At 42.0% G+C, this 22118-nt stretch carries 16 protein-coding genes, 1 tRNA gene and 1 other RNA gene; 5 read left to right on the top strand and 13 right to left on the bottom strand.

Features of this window, described 5'->3' with window-relative positions; all coding sequences use genetic code 11:
* Positions 1-690 precede the first annotated feature (690 nt).
* The 3 genes from AB3329_RS04590 to AB3329_RS04580 form a co-directional block, all read right to left on the bottom strand.
* Positions 691-1560, bottom strand: coding sequence for an Rgg/GadR/MutR family transcriptional regulator (locus AB3329_RS04590; RefSeq protein ID WP_368394563.1), 870 nt, complete (start codon positions 1558-1560; stop codon positions 691-693).
* A gap of 191 nt (positions 1561-1751) precedes the next feature.
* Positions 1752-2195 carry a D-aminoacyl-tRNA deacylase gene (gene dtd / locus AB3329_RS04585; RefSeq protein WP_368394562.1) on the bottom strand — a complete coding sequence of 148 codons (444 nt, stop codon included), beginning with the start codon at positions 2193-2195 and terminating at the stop codon, positions 1752-1754.
* A 5-nt stretch (positions 2196-2200) separates the two neighbouring features.
* Positions 2201-4423 carry a RelA/SpoT family protein gene (locus AB3329_RS04580; protein WP_368394561.1) on the bottom strand — a complete coding sequence of 741 codons (2223 nt, stop codon included), beginning with the start codon at positions 4421-4423 and terminating at the stop codon, positions 2201-2203.
* A 186-nt stretch (positions 4424-4609) separates the two neighbouring features.
* Between AB3329_RS04580 and nrdI the strand changes: the two genes are divergently transcribed.
* Both nrdI and AB3329_RS04570 read left to right on the top strand, forming a co-directional pair.
* Complete coding sequence (nrdI, locus tag AB3329_RS04575; RefSeq protein ID WP_368394560.1) at positions 4610-5065, top strand: class Ib ribonucleoside-diphosphate reductase assembly flavoprotein NrdI; 456 nt, start codon at positions 4610-4612, stop codon at positions 5063-5065.
* A 184-nt stretch (positions 5066-5249) separates the two neighbouring features.
* Positions 5250-5816, top strand: coding sequence for an STM3941 family protein (locus AB3329_RS04570; protein WP_368394559.1), 567 nt, complete (start codon positions 5250-5252; stop codon positions 5814-5816).
* Between the two features lie 126 nt (positions 5817-5942).
* On the opposite strand, the gene AB3329_RS04565 is transcribed toward AB3329_RS04570, so the two are convergent.
* From AB3329_RS04565 to AB3329_RS04540, 6 genes are all read right to left on the bottom strand, one after another.
* Positions 5943-6773, bottom strand: coding sequence for an endonuclease/exonuclease/phosphatase family protein (locus AB3329_RS04565; protein ID WP_368394558.1), 831 nt, complete (start codon positions 6771-6773; stop codon positions 5943-5945).
* A 215-nt stretch (positions 6774-6988) separates the two neighbouring features.
* Positions 6989-9178, bottom strand: a complete 2190-nt coding sequence (locus tag AB3329_RS04560) for a PTS transporter subunit IIBC (protein WP_368394557.1) — start codon at positions 9176-9178, stop codon at positions 6989-6991.
* Between the two features lie 319 nt (positions 9179-9497).
* A complete protein-coding gene (locus AB3329_RS04555; RefSeq protein ID WP_368394556.1) occupies positions 9498-10523 on the bottom strand; it encodes a LacI family DNA-binding transcriptional regulator in 1026 nt (341 codons plus the stop codon).
* Positions 10524-11434: 911 nt separating this feature from the next.
* On the bottom strand, positions 11435-12178 hold the full coding sequence (locus AB3329_RS04550) for a 16S rRNA (uracil(1498)-N(3))-methyltransferase (protein WP_368394555.1): 744 nt from the start codon (positions 12176-12178) through the stop codon (positions 11435-11437).
* Positions 12179-13132 (bottom strand): 50S ribosomal protein L11 methyltransferase, encoded by a 954-nt coding sequence (gene prmA / locus AB3329_RS04545; RefSeq protein ID WP_368394657.1) that lies wholly within the window; start codon positions 13130-13132, stop codon positions 12179-12181. It lies immediately after the preceding gene.
* A 158-nt stretch (positions 13133-13290) separates the two neighbouring features.
* Complete coding sequence (locus tag AB3329_RS04540) at positions 13291-13722, bottom strand: DUF3013 family protein (RefSeq protein ID WP_368394554.1); 432 nt, start codon at positions 13720-13722, stop codon at positions 13291-13293.
* 321 nt (positions 13723-14043) lie between these two features.
* On the opposite strand from AB3329_RS04540, the gene AB3329_RS04535 reads away from it, so the two are divergent.
* The 3 genes from AB3329_RS04535 (at position 14044) to AB3329_RS04525 (ending at position 15650) form a co-directional block, all read left to right on the top strand.
* Positions 14044-15312 (top strand): replication-associated recombination protein A, encoded by a 1269-nt coding sequence (locus tag AB3329_RS04535; protein ID WP_368394553.1) that lies wholly within the window; start codon positions 14044-14046, stop codon positions 15310-15312.
* Positions 15313-15378: 66 nt separating this feature from the next.
* A non-coding RNA gene (gene ssrS, locus AB3329_RS04530) (6S RNA) lies at positions 15379-15574 on the top strand.
* A 3-nt stretch (positions 15575-15577) separates the two neighbouring features.
* A tRNA-Lys gene (locus AB3329_RS04525) sits at positions 15578-15650 on the top strand.
* 380 nt (positions 15651-16030) lie between these two features.
* Here the strand turns inward: AB3329_RS04525 and AB3329_RS04520 are convergent.
* The 4 genes from AB3329_RS04520 to AB3329_RS04505 all read right to left on the bottom strand — a co-directional run bounded on the left by AB3329_RS04520 (position 16031) and on the right by AB3329_RS04505 (position 22093).
* On the bottom strand, positions 16031-16135 hold the full coding sequence (locus tag AB3329_RS04520; protein ID WP_368394552.1) for a putative holin-like toxin: 105 nt from the start codon (positions 16133-16135) through the stop codon (positions 16031-16033).
* Positions 16136-17090: 955 nt separating this feature from the next.
* Positions 17091-18329: an Ig-like domain-containing protein gene (locus AB3329_RS04515; RefSeq protein WP_368394551.1), complete on the bottom strand. Its 1239-nt coding sequence runs from the start codon at positions 18327-18329 to the stop codon at positions 17091-17093.
* Positions 18330-19031: 702 nt separating this feature from the next.
* The gene (locus tag AB3329_RS04510) at positions 19032-21650 is read right to left on the bottom strand and encodes a Spy0128 family protein (RefSeq protein WP_368394550.1); all 2619 of its coding nucleotides are present in this window, start codon (positions 21648-21650) and stop codon (positions 19032-19034) included.
* 83 nt (positions 21651-21733) lie between these two features.
* Positions 21734-22093, bottom strand: a complete 360-nt coding sequence (locus AB3329_RS04505; protein WP_368394549.1) for a PepSY domain-containing protein — start codon at positions 22091-22093, stop codon at positions 21734-21736.
* Positions 22094-22118 lie beyond the last annotated feature (25 nt).

Here is a 22118-nt window from a genome sequence, read left to right as displayed (position 1 = left end):
TGAATTTGTTTCTTTTTAACCTCAGCATTTGCTAGCATTCCGCTGGATAACTGCTTCATAGTTTTTAGTTTGAAAGAAAACATCTTATAAGCAGCCACTACCATCCTCAGCAAGTGCCATTACACTATAGCTATTTAGATTTGTCCTTTTTCTTCTTCCTATTACTATGTAATTTGACAGTTCCGAACGATCCGCTAATCAGTAAGATAATGAAAAGAAACCAAAATGAATTAGACATAATATCCTCCTTTACCCAGATACAAAGCACATTTAAAGTGCAAAACAAAAATAAGACGGACTCTATATCGGAAATCATTGCTTTTACCTCTAAGCATCTTAATTCCCTCGCAGAGTCTCTTTAGGTTTTTGATAAAATAGAATTATTTGTAACTATTTTTTACTCAAAAATGATGACATCATTATCATAACATCTCCAATCCTCATTACCGTTTTTTCTCAAATATGAAAATAAGTCTTCAATTAATTTCATATCTGAAAAAAAACTATTTCTGCTATTTCCAATGATATAATGAGGGCTGTATCTTATGTGTAAGGAGGTAAATTAATGCTTTTAAATATCTTTCCTGCTGGATTTTTCTTTATTCAATCCTGTTAACAGACTTTTCTTCATTTTTGGACCTAAAAAAGCAAGCAGCTTTCCGGCTGCTTGCTTTTTATCGACTGTTATATTCAAACTGACATTTTGGTGTAATGTCTAAACTTGACAGCAAAAAAATCTGATAATTGCGTATCCCCCAGTGTTTTAAGAGCTGACAGGCAGTCACTTATTTTTTGTTTGTCTTTTTGTTCTCCCTTCATATAAGTCACTGTCAATTTAAAAAAACGGACTGTTGTTGTGATAAACATATCCTGATAGTTGGCAAGCCCCTCCAAAATATCTGTAAAATAGGAGACATAGTAAAAGGCTTCTCTTTCGACCAGTTCTGCAATAACGTTTAAAAGGGTTAGCTTGGCAGTGCTGTCGTGGCTGGGAATGGACTTATAAAATTTATCGCGCTCTACAAAAGCTTTAGCTAAAAAAATTAAGTCTTCGTCGGACAGAAAACTCATAGTATTGCCAAAAATATAGAGTTCATATTCTGTCCATTCTTCAATACTGTAGAGATACTGAGTTAAAAATTCTTCCTCTTCCTTTTCAATAGTATAGGAATTATCCAGCGAATGGATGCTGTCCTTAATGACCAGCAGGTTCAGACGGTTGTATACGTCATAAGTTTCATAATCCTTGTAATCCTGCAAAAGCTGCTTTAAACCTTCAATATCCTGAGTTTGGTGCAGATTCATAATCCGGCTGCCCATTCTGAAAAAATCGGTCGTCTCATAGTTATTGACAGCATGGCCGAATTCCGCAAAACTCATGTGAATCGCCGAAATGGCCAGAAGCAGTTTGTCAGCTGCCAGCATGGTCTGACCATTCTCAAATCTGGACAGCTGCGGCATTGACAAATTATCCTGAGCAATGTCCTTTAAACGCAGGCCTCTGGCCATACGCAGTTCTTTATAGAGCTCTCCTAAAGCCATTGATTTCTTTTCGTTCATAAATCTCCCTCTGACAAGCATACTAGCATGTAAAAGTTTAACACAGTTGATTTGCAAAAAAATTGACATTATTTTACATTGCTGCTATTTTTTGTAAACTATTTTTAGGATTCTTATATCTATTGTTCATATCCATTCAAAAAAGCACCCCTAAGCTGGCGAAAAAGCCAACTATGGGGTGCCGTTTAATGTCAGCGGTTTTTAGTATCTAAAATAATGGTTACAGGACCGTCATTAGTCAGGGTAATCTGCATATCCGCTCCAAATCGGCCGGTTTGAACCGGGACATGCTGCTGCAGCATCTGATTAAAGCTTTTATAGAGTTGTTCAGCCAGCTGAGGTGGAGCGGCTTCCGTGAAAGCGGGCCGATTGCCCTTTTTAGTGCTGGCAAATAGGGTGAACTGAGAAACAGAGAGGATCTCCCCTTTTATATCCTGAACGGAAAGATTCATCTTGCCCTTATCATCAGCAAAAATCCGCATCTGAACTATCTTACGAACGGCATAATCCAGATCGGTCTGGTTATCATCAGGTCCAATCCCCACTAAAAGAAGAAGACCCTGGCCGACAGCGGCTGTCTGGCTGCTGTCAATCGAAATACTGGCACTGCGGACACGCTGTATCACTAGCTTCATTTGATTTACCCATTTGTTCGTTTAACTGAATAGACATCCGGAACAACCTTGATTTTATCAACCACTGTTGTCAGCGTGGCAAGATTGGGGATGCCAAAAGTGATGTGAATGTTAGCAAATTTTCGATCCTTGGTCGGCTGAGCATTGACAGTGGAAATGTTTTTACTGGTATTGGATAAAATCTGCAGAATATCGTTGAGCAGGCCGCTCCGATTCAGACCGTAAATGTCAATTTCGGCCAGATAATCCTTGTTGCTGTAGCTGTCGTCTTCCCATTCCACATCGATCAAACGCTGCTCATAGCCGGACTGGCTTTTGATATTATGGCAGTCCGCCCGGTGGATAGCAACCCCGCGGCCCTTTGTGATGTAGCCTTCAATCTTATCTCCTGGGACAGGATTGCAGCATTTGGCAATCCGCATAAGCAGACCTGAAGCTCCTTGAATAATCACACCGTCTTCACTTTTGATTTTCAGGACATCTTTTTTCTCTGTCTTAACTTCGCCGCCGTTAATCAGTTCATCTGCCTCTGCTCTTGCTTTTGCTCGTTCTTCTTCCCGGCGTTCTTTTTCCGTTAATTTATTAAAAATACTGACCGGACTGATATCACCAAAACCAACAGCAGCATATAAAGCCTCTTCACTGCGGGCGCTGATTCGCGGTAAAATTTCTTCAATATGCTTTTTGTCCAAATACTTATTAGCGACATAGCCTTGTTCCTGAAAATAATCAACCAGCATTTCTCGGCCTTTATTGACGGACATTTCCTTGTCTTGATTCTTAAAGAACTGCCGAATTTTATTTCTGGCTTTATTGGTCTTAACAATCTTAATCCAGTCTCGACTTGGCCCAAAAGAATTAGGATTGGTGACAATTTCAACAACATCACCGGTCTTAAGTTTGGCTGTTAAAGGGACCATCCGTCCATTGACCTTGGCACCGGTTGCTTTTTCACCCACCTGCGTATGGATAGCATAGGCAAAATCGATAGGTCCGGAATCTTTTGGAAGTTCTTTGACTGCCCCTGTCGGTGTAAAGACATAGATTCGTTCGGTAAAGATATCTTCCTTGACGGAATCCACAAACTCCTTTGCATCGCCGTTAGAAGCATCTTGCAGTTCCACCAGCTCTTTAATCCAGTTCATACCCAGAGCCTGCTCAGACTGACTGACTTTGCCCTTGATGCCTTTTTTGTAAGCCCAATGAGCAGCGACACCGTATTCAGCCACTTCATGCATTTCTTTCGTCCGAATCTGAATTTCAATCGGTCCTTTAGGACCGTAGACTGTGGTGTGAATGGACTGATAGCCATTAGCTTTGGGAGCAGCAATATAGTCCTTAAAGCGGCCGGGCATAGGCCGCCACAGTTCATGAATATAACCCACCATGGCATAGACATCACTGGGAGTGTTCATAATGCAGCGGATAGCTATCAGATCATAAATCTGATCAAATCGCTTTTTCTTGTCCCGCATTTTACGGTAAATAGAATAGATATGCTTTGGCCTGCCGTAAATATCGCCGTAAAGTCCCTGTTCCGCAGTATAAGCCTTGATTTTAGCAACAATGTCATCTACCAGTGCTTCACGTTCCCGCCTCTTCTCATTCATCATATGGGAAATTTTATAAAATTCCACTTCATTTAAATAACGAAAAGCTAAATCTTCCAGTTCCCATTTAATGCGGCTGATACCCAAACGATGGGCCAAAGGAGCATAGATTTCCATTGTCTCACGCGAAATCCGCTCCTGTTTTTCCTTGCGCAGATGCCTCAAGGTTCGCATATTGTGCAGACGGTCAGCCAGTTTAACCAATATGACACGAATATCTTTTGACATGGCCATCAGCATTTTGCGATGATTCTCAGCCAGCTGCTCTTCATGCGATTTATACTCCACCTTACCCAGCTTGGTAACACCATCGACAATATCCCGAACATCTCTGCCAAAATCAAACTCAATATTTTCCAGTGTAATATCTGTGTCTTCCACCACATCATGCAGAAAGCCGCAGGCAACTGTCACCGCATCCAAGTGCAGTTCTGCCAAAATTCCGGCAACCTGAATAGGGTGCACAATATAAGGCTCCCCAGACTTTCTGGCCTGATAAAAATGTGCAGCTGTCGCATAGTCCAAAGCTTTTTGAACAAAGGCAACATCTGCATCATTCATATACTGTCTGGCAAGAGCAATAACCTCTTCTCCGCTTAATTTTACTTCTTTAGCCATAGGGACCTCTTTTAATAGTATATACTATCTTTATTTTAACACTTTTTGGATTAAAAATAAAAAAGTTTCCTTATAGTCGCACTTTGATGAAAGGGCCCCAGCTATCTAGCTCTTTCATACTTGTTTATCACTATATATTGTGTTAAACTTGATATATTATCACAACATATAGTATAAGGAGTTTTCATGTCTCAATTAACCATCCTTTATATCAGCCTCAGCGGCAATACCCACAGCTTTGTTTCGCGTCTAAGTGATTACCTCAGCCTCAATCATAATATCACTCCCCGCCTGATTAATGTCAAGGAACTGCGCCATGAGACTTTTGCTCTGTCTGAACCTTTCGTTGCTCTGCTGCCAACCTACCTTGAAGGCGGCAATGGTTTAGATAATGGCGATCAGGAAATCCTGACAACACCTCTGGGTGATTTTATGGCCTCCCATGATAACTATAAATATTGCTTTGGTATCATTGGCTCCGGTAATCGGAATTTTAACAATCAATTCTGTCTCACAGCCAAACAGTATGCCGAACGCTTCGGCTTCCCAGTGCTGGATGAATTTGAACTGCGGGGAACAAGCAGCGATATCGAACGTATTGCCGAAAAAATCCTGCACGCTCAGGCTGCTTTTACAAATTAGCAGGGACAATCGAAATCCGCTTCAAAGAGCTGGCTTTTATTTTTTAAATGCTGTTAGAAAAGAACAATAAAACTGCAAAGGATCTGTTACTGAAAAAAAGTAATATAGACATATGTTGACAATCCTTTTGCTGCTGACAGGCAGAAACAGTTGGTTTTATAGGCAGGAGGTTTCAGCAGGCACCATGACTGATTCTATTATTTTCTACCCACAAAAAGGAAAAAAGGTCCTCTATCTTTTAGCTTCTTTGCTCCTGATGGCAGCAGGGCTTTTCATTTTTGTTGATGCAGAATATTTGCAAAATTTGGCATTTGTCCGTATTTTTTTATTGAGCTCATCACTTTTGATTAGAATTATTGGGGGGCTGGGCTTTCTCTTTTTCGGTGCTGCTGCCCTTAGGCAGTCGAAATTCCTTTTATCGTCAAAACCGCTCCTTCTGGTTAATCACGAAGGTATCAGCGACTACAGCAGCCCGAGCGCCCTTGGTCTTATCCCTTGGGAAGATATTGCAGATATACAGCTGACAAACTACTCTAATCAGCAGTTTCTCTCACTTGTCTTAAAGGACGATGAACCTTATTTGGCCAAAATGAACTGGATGAAAAAACGTCTGGCAAAAGCCAATCAAGCTCTGGTCTCGTCTGAAGCTGATGCAGCAGCGCCGCTAATCTTTATCTCACTTTCCATCAGCAAGGACGATCCGGAAACTATTTTCCGACAAGTAAAAAACATCTATGCAAACTATCGATAGACCGACAAAGCAAAAATTGGCACACAGCTGAGATAGGTTAAGCCTGTATTTTTCAAAAAAGCTGAACCCCCACTCTCCAACAAGCTCTGAAGCTTGATAATTGGAGACTGAGAGTTCAGCTCTTTTTTACCTTTTTGTTAGCCTTGTATCAGTTTCTGCCGTTAGGCCAAAATGGTCACTAACTACAGGTGTGCTTCGGCCGTCAAGAACAACCTGAGAACTGTTAAAACAAACTGTCGGGCTGGCAAAAATATGGTCCACCTTTAAAGCCTGCCGATTACCTTCCCAGCCGTCAATAGCTGCTGAAATCGTATAAGTGCCTGCTGAATGCTGCGCAGCTACATGGCTGTCCTGCAGCTGCAAGGGACTGTCTAAAACCAGCTGATAGCCTTCTGTACCAGTTGGGTTATTAAAATCACCCATTACAATCAAGGGAGATGAATGAGCCAGCAAAGCTGTCTCCAGTTTTTTCCATTCCCCTTCAAAACCTTTGCCAAACCAGGACATATGAAGACTGACTGCTGTCAGCTCTTGGCCGTCAATCTGTGTTTGAGCTATTAGAGCACGTCTGGTATGATAATCTGTCTCGTCCGCAGTTTTTGAAATCAGGAGGTCCTGAACTTTGAGGGGTGTCTTAGACAGCATCGCTACCCCTTCTTGATATTTGCCGTAGCCAATATGGTTATAAGTCCATGACCAATAATAGGCTTTCCCCTTTGCTCTCAGGCAGTCAGTCAGCTGCAAGGCATAATTATCCTTGCGCAGTTCAGGGCTTTTTCTCAATTTTACGTAACCAAGAGCTTTGTCAGCTAAAGGAGCCTCTAAGCTCTGATTAACCTCCTGCAGACTGATGAGATCATAATTTTCATTGGCAATGTGTTCCGCCAAGTCGGACAATTTTGTTAAGGCCTTATTCTCAAGCCATGAATGTGTGTTAAGTGTCAAATACTTTGCCATTTGCCCTCCATTAAATTAAAGGTCCAAAAACAGGTATAACGGCCCTTGAGGCTAGCCAAAATTGGCATTTTATACTCCCTCCTGTAAACAGCCCTAAGTATATCGGTCTGCTTGCCCATAAAACTCATTTTTTTGTTTCACCATGCTTCTCAACAGACATTTGGTAGATCAATCAGGCTGCCAGTTAGCTTAATCAGCTAAGCATCAGCAAATACTTAAAGGTCGACTTCTGCCACAAGGCTGTCAGCTGAAACTTGCCCTGTTTTCAGCAGACGAACTTCTCGAATATCTGCTGTATTTGTGAAAGCGACAATGATGGTTTTTTCTCTGCCGGCAGATTCAATAGCTGCTAAATCCGCAACCAGCAGCAAGTCTCCGGCCTGAACACGCTGCCCTTCAGAAACTTTTATGGAGAACGGCACACCATTAAGAGCAACAGTGTCTAAACCAACATGAATTAAAACTTCCAGTCCGTCATCTGTTAGTAATCCAAGTGCATGTTTGGTCGGAAAGACACTTGTGACAATGCCGGAAACTGGTGCATAAACTTTTCCGTCTTCCGGCTCTAGAGCAAAGCCATCCCCCATCATTTTTTGTGAAAAGACAGGATCTTTAACAGCTGTAATTGGTATAAGGGTCCCCGCAGCAGCAGAACGAACACTGGCGGTAATATCTTTAAATGACACTGCTTGCTGATCATGATTGGCTGCTTTTATATCAACCTGCGGAATTTCAGCGCCCGAATCCAGCAAGTCCTGGATATCGGACTTCAGGATATCAGCCTTAGGGCCATAAACGGCCTGAACACCTGTCCCCTTGGTAATTAAGCCCATGGCTCCTGCTTTTTTCCATAAATCTTCACTGCCAACCTGTGCAGGATCTTTCACCGTGACACGCAAACGCGTCATACAGGCATCAACATCTTCAATATTATCACGGCCCCCAAGCAGGCTGATAATCTGTACAATTTGTGAATTTGTAGAAGGGCTGCTGCCAGCTCCAGCGGATACGGCTCCGCCATCTTCCAAAAGGTCAGAATCATAATTGCCATTACGCCCAGCTGTTGCCAGATTCATTTTTCTAATCATGAAATCAGTAATAAAGTACATGATAACAGCAAAAAGAAGCGATACCCAGATAAAGTTAATCAAATCCCAGCCGAGACCGGCTTTGACTGCCATAGGAGTACGTGTCAAAAGCTCAATATTGCCAAAAGAATGGATACGCAGATTAACGACATCAGCCATAGCAAAAGCCGCACCCTGTACCAAAGCATAAACAATATAAAGCGGCATAGCAGCAAACATAAACATATACTCTAAAGGTTCGGTTACACCCGTTAAGAAGACAGCTACTGCCGCTGAAATAAACATCGCTCTGTATTTTTTCTTCTTGTCGGCATCAACATTACGGTACATAGCAAAGGTTACGCCCATCAAGATACCGGTTGCGCCAATCATTTGCCCTACTTTGAAGCGGGCCGGAGTAATGCTGGTAAACAGTTCCTGATAAGCTGCAGTATCCCCGGCGCCTTTAAGATTAATCAGGTCCGTTACCCAAGCCAGCCACAGCGGATCTTGACCGAAGACCTGCGAACCGGCACCGGAACCAGTCAGCACTTCATAAGTTCCTCCTAAAGAAGTATAATTCATAGGGATAGTCAGCATATGGTGCAAACCAAAAGGCAGCAGGAGACGTTCCAGTGTGCCGTATAAGAACGGTGCTAAAATCGGTGCTGTGTCCTGTGAACTGGCAATCCACATTCCAAAACCATTAATACCAGACTGTATGACTGGCCAAATAAGTGCCAAGGTAAGTGCTACAGCAGCCGAACGCACCATAACAACAAAAGGTACAAAGCGTTTACCGTTGAAGAATGACAAAACCTCTGGAAGCTTTCTGTAATTGTAGTATTTATTATAAGCCGTTGCCCCGACAAATCCGGCAATAATTCCGACAAAAACCCCCATATTAAGAGCTGGATACTCCAAAACACTGGTAAAATAGTCAGCAACCACCATTTTTGTTCCTAAAAAGCTTTTGACAACCGCATCAGAATCGGCCAGCATTTCGCTCGAAATTCCATAAACGGCGCCGGTAATGCGATTAATCAGCAAGAAGGATAGACCGGCCGCAAAAGCGCCCCCGGCACGTTCCTTAGCCCAGCTCCCGCCAATAGCTAAAGCAAAAAACAAATGGAGATTGCCAATAACTGCCCAGCCAATCTGAGCAACGACCGTACCGATAGTTGTCAGCACAGCAGAATCCGGATTGATCAAAGGAATAGAGTTCCCGATGCTGACCATCAAGCCGGCTGCCGGCATGACTGCAATAACAACCATCAAACATTTTCCAAATTTTTGCCAGAACTCAAAACTGAAAAATTGTTTAACTGTTTTTTTCATTTGAAGCCTCCTGAGTATAAAATTTACGCAAACGTTTGCGTTTCAACAATCCTATTATAGCACTTATTTTGAGTTTGTAAAGCGTTTTCTCAAAAAAATATTTTACAGAGGGGCCAATATTACTCGGACACCCTGACATGCCAGCAAATGCAAGCCGACCAGTGCCTTCCTCTGGATTAAGCAGCTTGTGCTTTCATCAGGCTGTGCCTTGTGTTCTTCTTTTCGGCCATTATCAAAAATGAAGCTGAGACACAAAAAGTGTTTCAGCTTCGTTTGTTGGAATGGGATTTAAGTGATTAAGAGCTTTGCATGTGGATGCTTATTCCACTCTTGTCGGTGTGGATTCTCTTTCAACAATTTGATGGGGAATGATGACCGGTTCTTTTTCTTTATTTTCTTTTTTTAGCGGTTTTAGCAGCAGGTTGGCTGCTTTTTCTCCTAATTCATAGGGAAAAATATCCACAGAAGTCAGTGCAGGACTGGCTATTTCTGCCACCCATGAATTGTTGAAACCTATAATGGCATAGTCTGCTGCAGATTGGTCAGTCTCTTTAAAGAGACGCTGCAGGCGAATGGCCATAATATCATCGCATGCTACAAAAGCCTGAACATTGGGATAAACAGCTAAAAATTTCTGCAGGTGGCGGATGTTGCCCTGTGCATCAATGCGTGAAAGTGTCAGATTTTCTTCTTTTAGACCAAGTGCCGCAAGACTTTGACAATACCCCTGATAGCGCTGTGCCTGAACCAGCTCAGCCATATCTGTAGAGGCAAAAACAATTTCACGATAGCCCTTAGCTATTAAAAAGTCTCCAGCATCTTGACCCGCCTGGATATTATTATTATCGACATAGCGAATATTGCTGCCTGATTTTTCATAAGCCTCACCCACCACAACACAGGTCACATTCTGTTGCTTTTTGACATAGTGAAAAACAGGGTCGCCTTTTTTGGAGTACAGAAAAATAATTTTGCGGATATTTCCGCTGCGTATTAAAGTCTCAATATTTTTTTTCAGCTCCTCATTGGTTCGTCCGCTGGCCAAACTGACCATATAATTGTTTTCACTGCAAATACTGGAGATCCCCTGAATAATCTGCATAAAAAAAGGGTTGTTGCCAAGAGAATCCTGGCTCTCACGAACTGGTAAAACAATTCCAACAGTATTTGTCTGTCTGTTGACTAAATTCCGAGCAGAATAATTAGGAGAATAATCCAATTCAGCCATGGCTTGGCGGACCCGCTCCTTAGTCGCCTCGCTAATCATGCTGCTGTCATGCAGAGCCCGCGAAGCTGTTGATGCAGAAACCCCTGCTAATTTTGCGACATCTTTGATGGTTGCCATTATTTTGTCCTTCCCAGCTCTTCTATTTGTCTTTAGCATACCATTTTACAAGTTTCTGTCAACTGTTTTTCAGATTAACTGAACACACCCTAAGAGCTGTGCAGTGAAATCATCCAGTGGATGATTTCAGCCCGAACCCAGAAAAGGGAGAGTGAGGGGGCTGGAAATCTGTATCGTTACCTAGTTACCGCCAGCCGTAGCCGTCTGAAGGCTTTGCAGTCTTTACAGCCGACCGCACCTTTCTAGTCGTTCTGGCGGGGGTGCGTAGACGAAATCAAAGATTTCTGGCTTACCGTCATTTTTGCTGTGAGCTTTTAACGGGCTTTGTATCTTGTTGGAATTGAACACGTCCTAAACGCTGCGGGAAAAGACTAGTCAAGCTGAGTGCTGTTTTCATTACTATCCAGCCGTAAACGTCTGAAGGGTTTGCAGTCTTTACAGCCTGCCGCACCCTTCTAGTCGTTCTGGCGGGGGTGCGTCTGCGAAATCAGAGATTTCGGACTTACCTATTTTCCTTCCTTTTGCGTTCTTAACGGGCTTTGTATCTTGTTGGAATTGAACACGCCCTAAGAGCTGTGCAAAAAAGATAGCCTTCCCTTGAGTCTTTAGTGACTCATCGGTTAGGCTCCTATTTTTGCTTTGCTCTTTTAACGGGCTTTGTATCTTGTTGGAATTGAACACGTCCTAAACGCTGCGGGAAAAGACTAGTCAAGCTGAGTGCTGTTTTCATTACTATCCAGCCGTAAACGTCTGAAGGGTTTGCAGTCTTTACAGCCTGCCGCACCCTTCTAGTCGTTCTGGCGGGGGTGCGTCTGCGAAATCAGAGATTTCGGACTTACCTATTTTCCTTCCTTTTGCGTTCTTAACAGGCTTTGTATCTTAATAGAGGTGCTTTTTTCTGATAAACAGTTTTATGACATCAATTCAAAAACATAAGCTACACTGCTCAAAGCAAATAGAGGTGCTGTTTCAGCCCTCATGATTCGCGGACCGAGACCAACCTTCAAACCGCCATTTGATTCTAAAGCAGCTAGTTCTGAAGGACTGATTCCTCCTTCCGGGCCAAAGATAAAGAGAATTTTACACCCTTTAGAAAGCAGAGCCAATTCCTGCGCCAGAGCCGAATTTTCTCCTGCTTTAGCAGCTTCCTCATAGGCTATAAAAATCCGGTCAAAACCACTTAAAGAGCTAAGAAAATCCTTTTTTTTCTCAAAAAGCTTAACAGTGGGAATCCGATTGCGCTTGCTCTGCTCAGCAGCACCCTGAGCAATTTTGTTTAACTTATCCGTTTTTTTGGCAAGTTTTGTGCCCGCCCATTTAACAACTGAATAGTCTGCCGGAAATCCCCAAACAGTATGGACACCCAGCTCACTGGTCTTCTGAACTAAAAATTCTAGCTTATCTCCTTTCAGGAATCCTGAAGCAATTGTTACATCAACCGGCAGTTCAGCATTATCAGGCAGTTTTTCAAGAATTTCAAATGTGTGTGTCAAGCGATCAGCAACTCTTGCCAGGCGCTTAACTTTGTCATCAAATACTAAGACTGCTTTATCATTATCCTGCAGACGCATAACAGAAAACATATGTTTAATACTGGCTTCATCTTTGATCGTCACAAAGTGTTCAGCCTTACCGCTCACAAAATACTGCTGCATTTACCCTCCTATAACCCCTTCTGGGGTATTTGTTTTCCTAAAGACTAGTGTATGCCACTCTCCTTGAATCATATGGGTCTCGAGGAAAAAGCCGGCATCTTCAGATGCTTCCAGCACGAGATTGAGTTTTTCTGAGATAATACCGGACATAATAAGATAGCCTTCATTCTTAACCAGACGGTAAGCATCCTCAACCACATGTAGCAAAATATCGGCCAAAATATTGGCTACAATAACATCAGCAGCGATCTCAACGCCTTTCAGCAGGTCTCCTGAGGCAACCCGGATAGCTGTTGTCCCCTTATTTAAGGCAATATTTTCTCGGGCTACCCGCACTGCCGTATCATCTAAATCGTAGGCAAAGACCGCCTGAGCACCAAGAAGAGAGCTGGCAATCGACAGCACGCCTGAGCCGGTACCAACGTCTATAACTGTCTCTCCTCCACGCAGCACCTGCTCCAAGGCAAAAAGACTCATTTTGGTTGTCGGGTGTGTGCCGGTACCAAAAGCCATGCCAGGATCCAGTTTAATGACTTTTTCCCTTTCTCCAGCTTTATAGTCCGTCCAGCTTGGTACGATTGTCAAATCATGGGTGATACGAACCGGCTGATAATATTTCTTCCAGTTTTCTGCCCAGTCTTCTTCAGCTAAAAGCCGAGTAGTCAGGACAAACTGTCCCGTCTGCAGGCCAAAGTCTGCTAACTTAGCCAAACGCTCATTAACAGTCTGCCTGATATGATTCATATCCGCTGTTTCAGGGTAATAGGCAGTAATGATTACCTTATCAAGCTGCTCGACTTCCGGGAACAGTTCCCCATATCTGCCGACTGCTCCCAGATAGTCGGCACTGTCTTTGATCGCAACCCCCTGACTGCCTGATTCCACTAAAATATCAGCAGCTGCTTCTTCTGCCTCACGATTAATTTCTAAGTTTAATTCTTGCCAGATATTCATAATACTATTGAGCCGCAGATTGACAGCAGATTCCGTAGCCGAGACTGTCCCGTCAGCCATCAGCTCATTCTCTCACCATCAAAATCAGCCTTTCTCCCTTCTATTTTGAGTAAATATGAGGCCGGTACTTTTCCAGTAAAAGGAACCGCTCTTTCTTATTAATATCTGGGGTAGCTGTAAAATTCCTTTTCTTCCAGTGCTGCTCTGCCTTCAGCAAAAGCCTGCCTGTCCCAAACAATGAAAAATTCTTGGGTTTCCGGATTTTCCAGAAAATCAATAAGAGCACCTAAACCTTTGTCTGCTGTATCATTTAAAAACCGGGCAAAAAAAGCTAAGAATTCCCGCGACAGTCCTTTTTTGGGCTCATAGGGGATGGCGGCTAAATAATCTTCTTTGTTAAATACTGTTTTTTGAGGATTATAAAACAAGACACAATCCTCAAAAAGGATATCATCACCGCTACTGTTCCCTTTAGTATCAACTGTTCTTATTCCTGCCTTATTCTGCGCCTGCAAAATAAAACTGACTTCTACCGCATGGCGGCGCTTATCCCAGTTTATGGCAAAATCGTAATCGCAGTTAACCGTCATTTATTCTTCAAGAACAGATAAAAAACCATAGTCAGCCATTTAAAAATCAATTCCTTACATCATTTATGTTACAATTATTTTAACATACTTAGCAAAGAAAAACATGGAAATCAAGCCGACAGAGCTTTTACCTTAACTCAAAAACTGTTGATACTGACAAAATTTCACAAAGAGTCTTATTAAGCTTCTGTATTCAGGTCCAGGCGGCTTCAAGTCATAGCAGCTAATGGTTTGACATTTTATCCAAAAGAATGACTGCTTATTTTGATAACCATTTCAATACTTTGCTTAGTTAAAGTGAAAACAAATCGGAGGAAACCAATGCCTGATAATCTCGCCTTGCGCATGCGTCCAAAAACTATTGACCAAGTCATCGGCCAAACGCATCTGGTCGGTCCAGGAAAAATTATCCGGCGAATGACAGAGGCCAACAGGCTGTCGTCAATGATCCTTTACGGACCGCCAGGGATAGGAAAAACATCTATCGCCTCAGCTATAGCCGGCACAAGCAAATACGCTTTCCGTACCTTTAACGCAACAACAGATACTAAAAAGCGCCTGCAGGAGATCGCAGAGGAAGCAAAATTTTCCGGCGGCCTGGTCCTTCTGCTGGATGAAATCCACCGTTTGGATAAGACTAAGCAGGATTTTTTGCTGCCTCTTCTGGAAAATGGCCATATTATCATGATTGGGGCAACTACTGAAAATCCTTTCTTTTCCGTTACTCCGGCAGTTCGTTCCCGTGTTCAGATTTTTGAATTAGAACCACTGACGAATGCCGAAATCAAACAGGCCATTCAAAACCTATTGACAGATAAAGAACGCGGTTTTGATTTTGATGTCCGCTTAGATGATGACGCACTCGATTTCATCGCAGCAGCTACCAACGGAGATTTACGATCAGCCTTTAATTCTCTAGAACTGGCAGTCCTGTCAACACAGCCCGAGGAAAACGGTACACGCCACATCACTCTTGATATTTTGGAAAACAGCCTCCAGCGCAGCTATCTGACTATGGATAAGAACGGAGATGGACACTATGATATTTTATCCGCTTTGCAAAAGTCTATTCGTGGCTCTGATGTCAATGCAAGCCTCCATTACGCTGCACGTCTTATTGAAGCAGGCGACCTCCCCAGTCTGGCCCGCAGGCTGACGGTCATCGCCTACGAGGATATCGGCTTGGCTAATCCCGATGCACAAATCCATACAGTCACAGCCCTTGAAGCGGCTCAGCGTGTCGGTTTCCCAGAAGCCCGTATCCTCATTGCTAATGTCGTTATTGATTTGGCTCTTTCACCAAAATCCAATTCTGCCTACACCGCTATAGAAGCAGCTCTGACTGATTTACGAACATCAGGAACTCTTCCGGTTCCTCGCCATCTGCGGGACGGACATTATGCTGGCAGCAAAGAACTGGGGAATGCCAAGGGTTATCTTTATCCCCATAACTACCCTGAAAAATGGGTCAAGCAGCAGTATCTGCCTGATAAACTCCAAAACAAAAATTATTTCGTTCCCAATGATACTGGTAAATATGAGCGGGCTTTAGCCAGCAACAAAGACCGTATTGACCGACTGTCAAAATAAGTTATCGGAAAATAAAACATTTAGACTTGAAAAATTTTAAAAAAATGGTATGATAAAACCATAGAATAAATGCTGTGGTATACGAGTCCACATCAATGTGTTGACCGACTAAATCTTTGTATTTTTGGGAAACAAAAGTCTTTCTGACAGTATGCAAGCCGTTTCACGCGGAAGCAGCTAAGTGAGAAGCGCGTTGCCCACCTGCTTTAATTATGCGGGTTCAATACAAAACGTGGACCACCGGTACCAATACAGCTTTTTTATTGCCTCCTTAGCTCAGTTGGTAGAGCAGTGGACTCTTAATCCATGGGTCACAGGTTCGAGCCCTGTAGGGGGTATGGTATATTATCGCCAAAAAGCCCGTCATTTCGGGCTTTTCTTTGTGCTTTTTTCCTCTGGCCCATGTTTTGGCCCATGCTTTTTTTCTCCCGCTCAAACCACTCATCACGTGTTTCATCTAACAAATGCACATATTATATATAGGATATGATAAGATAAGCCTAAAGCCTTATGTTTAAGGCTTTTTTGCTGTTTTGGTCAACCTTTATTTATTTGGTCTTTGTACAGCCAAATGAATTCTTGACAACATACACCAAAAAATATAGAATAATAGTGTAAATAAAAAGGAGCTGTTTAACAGCTCCTTGTGCAGACCGTTTAAGACGGTGGCTGTCAACAATTATTAAAATAACCGTTAACTCGCCAAAGTTAAGAACGGTTATTTTTTATTGTACAAATTTACGAGTAGTACCACTAAACTAACAAAAGCAACAACAAAGCTGCCAAATGTTAACATTAGCTGTAATGCCTCATAAATTAACAATTTACTGCTCTCCTTTCTATCCAGATTTTAGCACTCATTCTCATAAGCACCACCACCCTTCTAAAAAATAAAAGCAGCCATCGTCTTAACTTTCTGCGGATTTATTACATAAAAATTTATAAACTAAAGTAATAAAAATAATTTATAGTTTAGTTTATAAATTTTTATTTACCCTCTTTTGCCCACTTCAATAAAAAATAAACTTTTTAATACTTTTTATCAAAAATACCACCTTTAAACATCTAAACATTCAGGTTGTAGGGGGGATGTTTAGACGAGCCTAAAGCCTTATTTTTAAGGCTTTTTTGCTGTCTTCTGATCTGATTTTTTCTGAAAACCAGCTTTTACTGCCGTACAAAAAAACCAAGATTTAAAATCTTGGTTTTTAGGAGATTTATGAAAAAGAAAAGTTTTAGGGGGATATCTGCCGCCAGGGCAGGCAGCAGATATCGGTGCAAAGCCTATCTAGGAAAACGATAGTTAACTGATAAGCTTTACTGGGGATATTCATAGTATATAGATCAGACCTTAAACCTAGCTTAAATCATAAAATAATTGTTTAAATAATCTGCATCAGCTGAAATGGTTATCAGCCCGCTCGTCAGTGCTTAGAAAAATCAAGAGACAGCGGAATTTTTTGCAAAAGATAATATTTTAAATAATGAATTGAATTTAGAATAAAAGACATGAAAAGAGGCTGGGACAAAAGTTCCTGCCTCTTTAACTTTTTTAGATGGATGCGTTTGACGCAGTGGTTGATTGGAAGTTCTTATCCCTTGTCGAGCAAGGGATAGTGACCTCCCTAATCAACTGTGCGGAGGTGGGACAAGAAAATCGAAATCGGCATTTTATGACGATTTACTGATTTTTGTCCCACTCTTTATACTAAAGATCAATGGCACGCATGACAGCAGAAATCCGCTGATTTATCATTGCAGCTATGGCAGGTAAGAAATCAAAAAGCTTCTGCTGCAGCTTTGGAAACAGCTCGAACAGTATTTTTTTCTGACTTGTTTTGTGCAGTATTAGTGCTGTAGACTGTCATTTCATCATTCTCATTGATGGCAACTGTTTCTGGAACCTCTGCCCTATAATGCCCAGCATTATCAGAGACTGTCTCAACGGTGCTGTCATCAGCGAAAGATACAGTCACTTTGACATTCGGCTGAGCCTGGCCGGAAACAGTCCTGTCTCCTGCTGTCACCGGTGAAAGGGTAGGCTTTTGATAATCTGTATATTTTGGCCGCGCTACAAAACTCAGTTTCGACTGCAAATAACTGTTTAACTCCTCTACAACCACACCCGGGTAGTTTTCAGCATTTTCCTTATCATGAGAATGTATGATTTTTCCATCTCCAAGGTAAATAGCGGTATGAAAAATATTGCCATAATATTTACCCGTTGTATCATTGCCCTCCGGATCCTGTTTAGAAAAGAAAAGGATATCACCTTTTTGATACTGCGGATTATCAGGATCATTCAGCCAAACATCTGTCTGACTGCTTTCAGTGGTCAGCCATTTAGCTAAGCGCCAAGCCTGCCAGCTAAAACTGTCAGTCGGGGCCCCAAAGTCAACATAATCGCCAACAAGAGTATTTTCGTCTTCTACATACGTTGTATGGCTAAAATCAAAGCCGGCGAGAACCTGACCCACAAAAGAGGAACAGGTTATAGGGTAAGGTGAAGTATATTCTTGGTGGACAATAACATTTTTTAATGGCGGCCATCTCTCAGGGTCCCACTTCAGCTGACTTCCTGCATCAGCAAAAGTTTGAGCACGCCTCAAAGCATCTTCTGCTGCTTCTGAATCATAGTCACCAGTCGGTTCTGTTCTTAAATTTATAGGAACAGCCCATTTCCCATCTATGGTAGGAACAGCAATATTTTCTGAAACACCCGTTGGCCGCTCTTCTTTTATTATATAAGTCATACCAGCGCCATCATCAATCGACATGTGACCAAGAGTTTGTACTATCCCAGATAAATTTTCAGTATGCATTAGCCAGTAATAAGTATCAACTTGGGTAACAGTGTCTGCTGCCTCTGATTCAATCCTATCCTCAAACTCCACTGATTCTTCTGCATGGACTGTTTCTGCCTTCAGGATTCCTTGATTGGCAAAGCCCATTATCAAAGTAAATGCGAGACCTGCTGTAATTGCCAAATAACTGCATTTGTGTCCAAAACCTTTCATACTATCATCTCCTTTCCCAAAATATAAAGACCGTTAAAGTTAAAAAAGCGACTGAAAGTCAAGAGCTCGACCGGTGTGCTGAAAACATGAGGGAAGGACCCTTTCCCAAGCCTTCAGGCCATACTCAGCCTCAACAAAATACAAAAGCCGTTCAAGCCCACAGCAAAAGGCGGTAAGCCCGAAATCTTTGATTTTGTCTGCGCACCCCTGCCAGAACGACTAGAGAGGTGCGGTCGACTGTTAAGGCGACAAAGCTTTCAGTCGTTTACGGCTTACGGTAAGCAAAGAAAAGTGGACCAGTATCTCAAAAGATATTTCTTCATTGGGAGGCAAACACTGGCTCCTCTTGCGGGTTCAGACCTCTCTCAGTAGCATTTGCCTTTATTTTATTGTAAAAGCCTTTATATTACAATAAAGAACAGGTTATTTCTTAGTGACAATAAAGTAATAAACATCCATGTCTTCTTACAAAATGATGTCATTATCATCTTTTTATAATTTGTTTACCAGCCTCTGCTCTCTGCTTTTTTCTATTCTTCTTGATTAGGACTGACCTCTATCTATTAGTCCGTATTCACAAATTGAGCAAACTTTTAAGTGAAGAGCCTGTCTATGGTAATATTTTTCAAAATTTTGATCAGCAAAAAGCCTAGGACTTTCGTCCTAGACTTATCTTTAGATAGTTATTCTGCCTTATCAGTATCAGCTGCGTCTTTTTAAGACAAATAGGTAACCGCCGGCTACTGCAAGAACCGCAAAACCAATAACTGTTAAGAACATGCCAGCTTGTTCACCTGTACTTGGCAAGCCTTTGCCAGAGTTTGATTTGCCATTTTTATTATTAGAGCCTTTTCCGCTTGGATCAGCTGTTGTACTGGTGCTTGTGCTAGTAGTCGTCGAAGTTGTTGCAGGATCTGTAGTAGGAGTTTCAGCACTTGTGCTGTCCGTTAAGGTCGGAGTTGTCGTAATCGTTCCAGCTTCAGTTGTTACAGTTGTATTTTCTGTGGTGGTCGAAGCTTGTGCAGCAGTTGTACTTTCTGTGACAGCAGGCGTTTCTGTAGTTCCTGCATTCTCAGTTGTAGTTGCTGCGTTCGTCGTGGTAGCTCTTTCAGTCGTAGTCGAAGCTTCGGTTGTGGTAGCAGGCTCAGTCGTAGCAGCAGATTCTGTAGTCGTTGAAGAACTTGCAGTCGTCGTAGCCTCAGTTGTAGTGGTTGTGGTGGTCGTTGTCGGTTCTACATAAGTATTTTCAAATGCTTGGTCACCGTCTGCATAAACAGCTTCCGCCTCTAATTGTCCTTTCCCATTATCTGTCACTGTGACAGTTACTGCAACCGTCGAATCATCATAGGTTATTCCAGCTGCTGAACCTGATTCTTCACTGATGGTGTAAGTATAAGTACCGGCTGTGTTAAAAGTCAGTTCTGAGAAAGTGATAGAACCATCTGCAGCATTTTTAACGGTTTCAATCTCTGTACCATCTTGACCAGTCAGTACAAATTCAAATTCATCAGCTGTTAGGGTACGGCCTGTAAGTACTTTTGTTGCTGAAAGCGTAATTGTTGCCGGATTTGCTTCATAACGATTTGTTAGTGTAGCTGTTTCCGATGTCACTTTTGCCATCAGCAAATTATTTTCACGTTTGACTTCAACTGTAACAGGATAGCTATTCTCATCAAATGTTATGCCAGAAGCCGCAGTGCCGGTATCTTCTTTAATAGTATAATTATAGGTTCCAATTCCTAAAAATTCAACATCTTTAAATACAATTGAACCATTGCTGTCATTTTTAGCTGTGCCTATAAGATTCCCATTAGTATCATAAAGATTAAATGTAAATTCACCATCAGCCAATGTACGGCCTGCAAGTGCCTTAGTTGCCGTGATATCTACTGTAGCCGGAATAGGATTGTCTTTAAGATTTATAGAACTTCCAGCGGCTCCAAGAGTGATAGTATACTCCGTATCATCTGTCTGGTAGCCTGCAGGAGCTGTTTTCTCTTTAACTGTAAATGTTTGTCCGACTAAAGAAGCATCGTATTCGTCAGTTAAGGCAATCCCGTTATCATTGGTTGTAATATCTTGTGTTGAACCATCTGGTGCAGTTACTGTATAAACTGCGCCTGTAACAGGAGCAAGTGTAAATGAGTCTGTTTTATTAATTTTTATCCTGTAAGCTGTAGAAGCAACAATCGTCCCAGAATACAAAGAAGTAGCTGAAGCAGTTATTGATGTTCTTGTATTGTTGCTGCGTTGTGTTAAATCAGTCCCATCTGCTGTTGCTACAGATACACTGTTAGCAACTGTGCTGCCGTCGTTTGGAGTAGTCGTTTTATAAGTTACCCAATATTTTTGCGACCCATCTGCAAAAGTAACGGTAAAATTCGTATAATTGGCATTCCATTGAACAGTATAGTCTGTGCCTTCCGTCAATAAAACAAAATCAGAAGCTGTTGCAGAAGTGCTGGAAGTCATTGATGGCGCAGAGTATACCGCCAAACTTTCCGGAATATACTGAATAGCAGCATAGGACTCACTGCTTGGAATAGTATCGGTCAGAACCAAATTAGAACCATAATCTTGTCCGCCAGTGTTGACACGTACGCGCCAGGCTGAAGCATAATTTCCGCTTGATACCGATCCAATAGAGGCCAGACGAGGAGAATTCCATGCTTCACTGATTGCTTGTCCGCCAGCCTTAGCAAAGTTTTCATAACCTTCCACTGTTCCTGAATTCGTTGTTGTTGTGTAGGTATGTGTCACGGCAGATGCCATTCCTGCTGAATTATAGGTCACATCTTCCTTTGTAATATCACTGTCTATTTTAAAAGAAGCTGCAAAATTCCCAGAAACGTCTTTAACAACATCGCCGCCAGTTGCTTCTAGATAGATGTCAAGATTTTTCAAAGTAACTGTCACAGTACCGCCGGTGCCGTTACCGTTTTTGGTAATTCTTGCTTCTGCAATAGTAACTCCTGTGTCAGTATCAGTGAGTTGCAGCGTCCTTTCATAGACATCCAAGGGAGCAGGGATATCAAAGGTAAAATAATCACCATTTTCAAGATTGCCATTATAATTTTTTAGGTCAAAAAGAGCTCTCAGTTTATAAGCAGTGGACGTTCTCAGCTGATAAACACCCTCTGAGTCTGTTGTCAGCCTTGTATCGCTGGCATTTAATAAGTCTACACTGGTGATAACATCTGTCAGTTCCTTAGCTTCAACAGTGCGTGCTGAGCCCAATGAGACAAAAGATAGTCCAAATACAGCAGCAAAGATAACTAAGAATGTTTTCAAAGAATCACCTAAATGATGCATTTTTTTCATTTCCTATATACTCCTATTGTTATTTTATAAATAATATTTTGGTTATAATTCTGGTGCTTGACTCACCAGTTATCTGTATCACATTAATCTTTTTGAATAGTTTGCTCAAGTATACCGCCAGTCTCTGCACTAATGAGATATCTGTAGGTCGCTGAGTTGTAAATAAAACTGATATCATATGCAGCTTCTCCGCTGTCAGCAACAGACGATTTAACCTGCATATCTTTTGCTTCCTCTTTTGTGACACCCGCTTCACCCAAAACGATATCAACAGCTTCATCCTCTGGAACAGCTACTTCTCCTGTCGGACTGTTGTTATCGGTTGTCACTTGACTCGAAGAAGAACCGGCAGGTGCAGATGCTGTATTATTTTGACAAGAAGTCAGCAGACCAACAGCAAGAATTAACAAAATAAAGGAAACTATTTTTTGTTTTTTCGCCATAAATCCCTCTCTTTTCTCTCTATAT

It is taken from the genome of Streptococcus huangxiaojuni, from assembly GCF_040930515.1.
Lineage (GTDB): Bacteria > Bacillota > Bacilli > Lactobacillales > Streptococcaceae > Streptococcus > Streptococcus huangxiaojuni.
This window is presented reverse-complemented; position numbering and strand designations above follow the sequence as displayed.

Excerpts from the sequence above, each read along its gene's own strand:
- AB3329_RS04590 (WP_368394563.1), bottom strand. The coding sequence starts at position 1,560 with ATGAACGAAAAGAAATCAATGGCTTTAGGAGAGCTCTATAAAGAACTG.
- dtd (WP_368394562.1), bottom strand. The coding sequence starts at position 2,195 with ATGAAGCTAGTGATACAGCGTGTCCGCAGTGCCAGTATTTCGATTGAC.
- AB3329_RS04580 (WP_368394561.1), bottom strand. The coding sequence starts at position 4,423 with ATGGCTAAAGAAGTAAAATTAAGCGGAGAAGAGGTTATTGCTCTTGCC.
- nrdI (WP_368394560.1), top strand. The coding sequence starts at position 4,610 with ATGTCTCAATTAACCATCCTTTATATCAGCCTCAGCGGCAATACCCAC.
- AB3329_RS04570 (WP_368394559.1), top strand. The coding sequence starts at position 5,250 with ATGACTGATTCTATTATTTTCTACCCACAAAAAGGAAAAAAGGTCCTC.
- AB3329_RS04565 (WP_368394558.1), bottom strand. The coding sequence starts at position 6,773 with ATGGCAAAGTATTTGACACTTAACACACATTCATGGCTTGAGAATAAG.
- AB3329_RS04560 (WP_368394557.1), bottom strand. The coding sequence starts at position 9,178 with ATGAAAAAAACAGTTAAACAATTTTTCAGTTTTGAGTTCTGGCAAAAA.
- AB3329_RS04555 (WP_368394556.1), bottom strand. The coding sequence starts at position 10,523 with ATGGCAACCATCAAAGATGTCGCAAAATTAGCAGGGGTTTCTGCATCA.
- AB3329_RS04550 (WP_368394555.1), bottom strand. The coding sequence starts at position 12,178 with ATGCAGCAGTATTTTGTGAGCGGTAAGGCTGAACACTTTGTGACGATC.
- prmA (WP_368394657.1), bottom strand. The coding sequence starts at position 13,132 with ATGAATATCTGGCAAGAATTAAACTTAGAAATTAATCGTGAGGCAGAA.
- AB3329_RS04540 (WP_368394554.1), bottom strand. The coding sequence starts at position 13,722 with ATGACGGTTAACTGCGATTACGATTTTGCCATAAACTGGGATAAGCGC.
- AB3329_RS04535 (WP_368394553.1), top strand. The coding sequence starts at position 14,044 with ATGCCTGATAATCTCGCCTTGCGCATGCGTCCAAAAACTATTGACCAA.
- AB3329_RS04515 (WP_368394551.1), bottom strand. The coding sequence starts at position 18,329 with ATGAAAGGTTTTGGACACAAATGCAGTTATTTGGCAATTACAGCAGGT.
- AB3329_RS04510 (WP_368394550.1), bottom strand. The coding sequence starts at position 21,650 with ATGAAAAAAATGCATCATTTAGGTGATTCTTTGAAAACATTCTTAGTT.
- AB3329_RS04505 (WP_368394549.1), bottom strand. The coding sequence starts at position 22,093 with ATGGCGAAAAAACAAAAAATAGTTTCCTTTATTTTGTTAATTCTTGCT.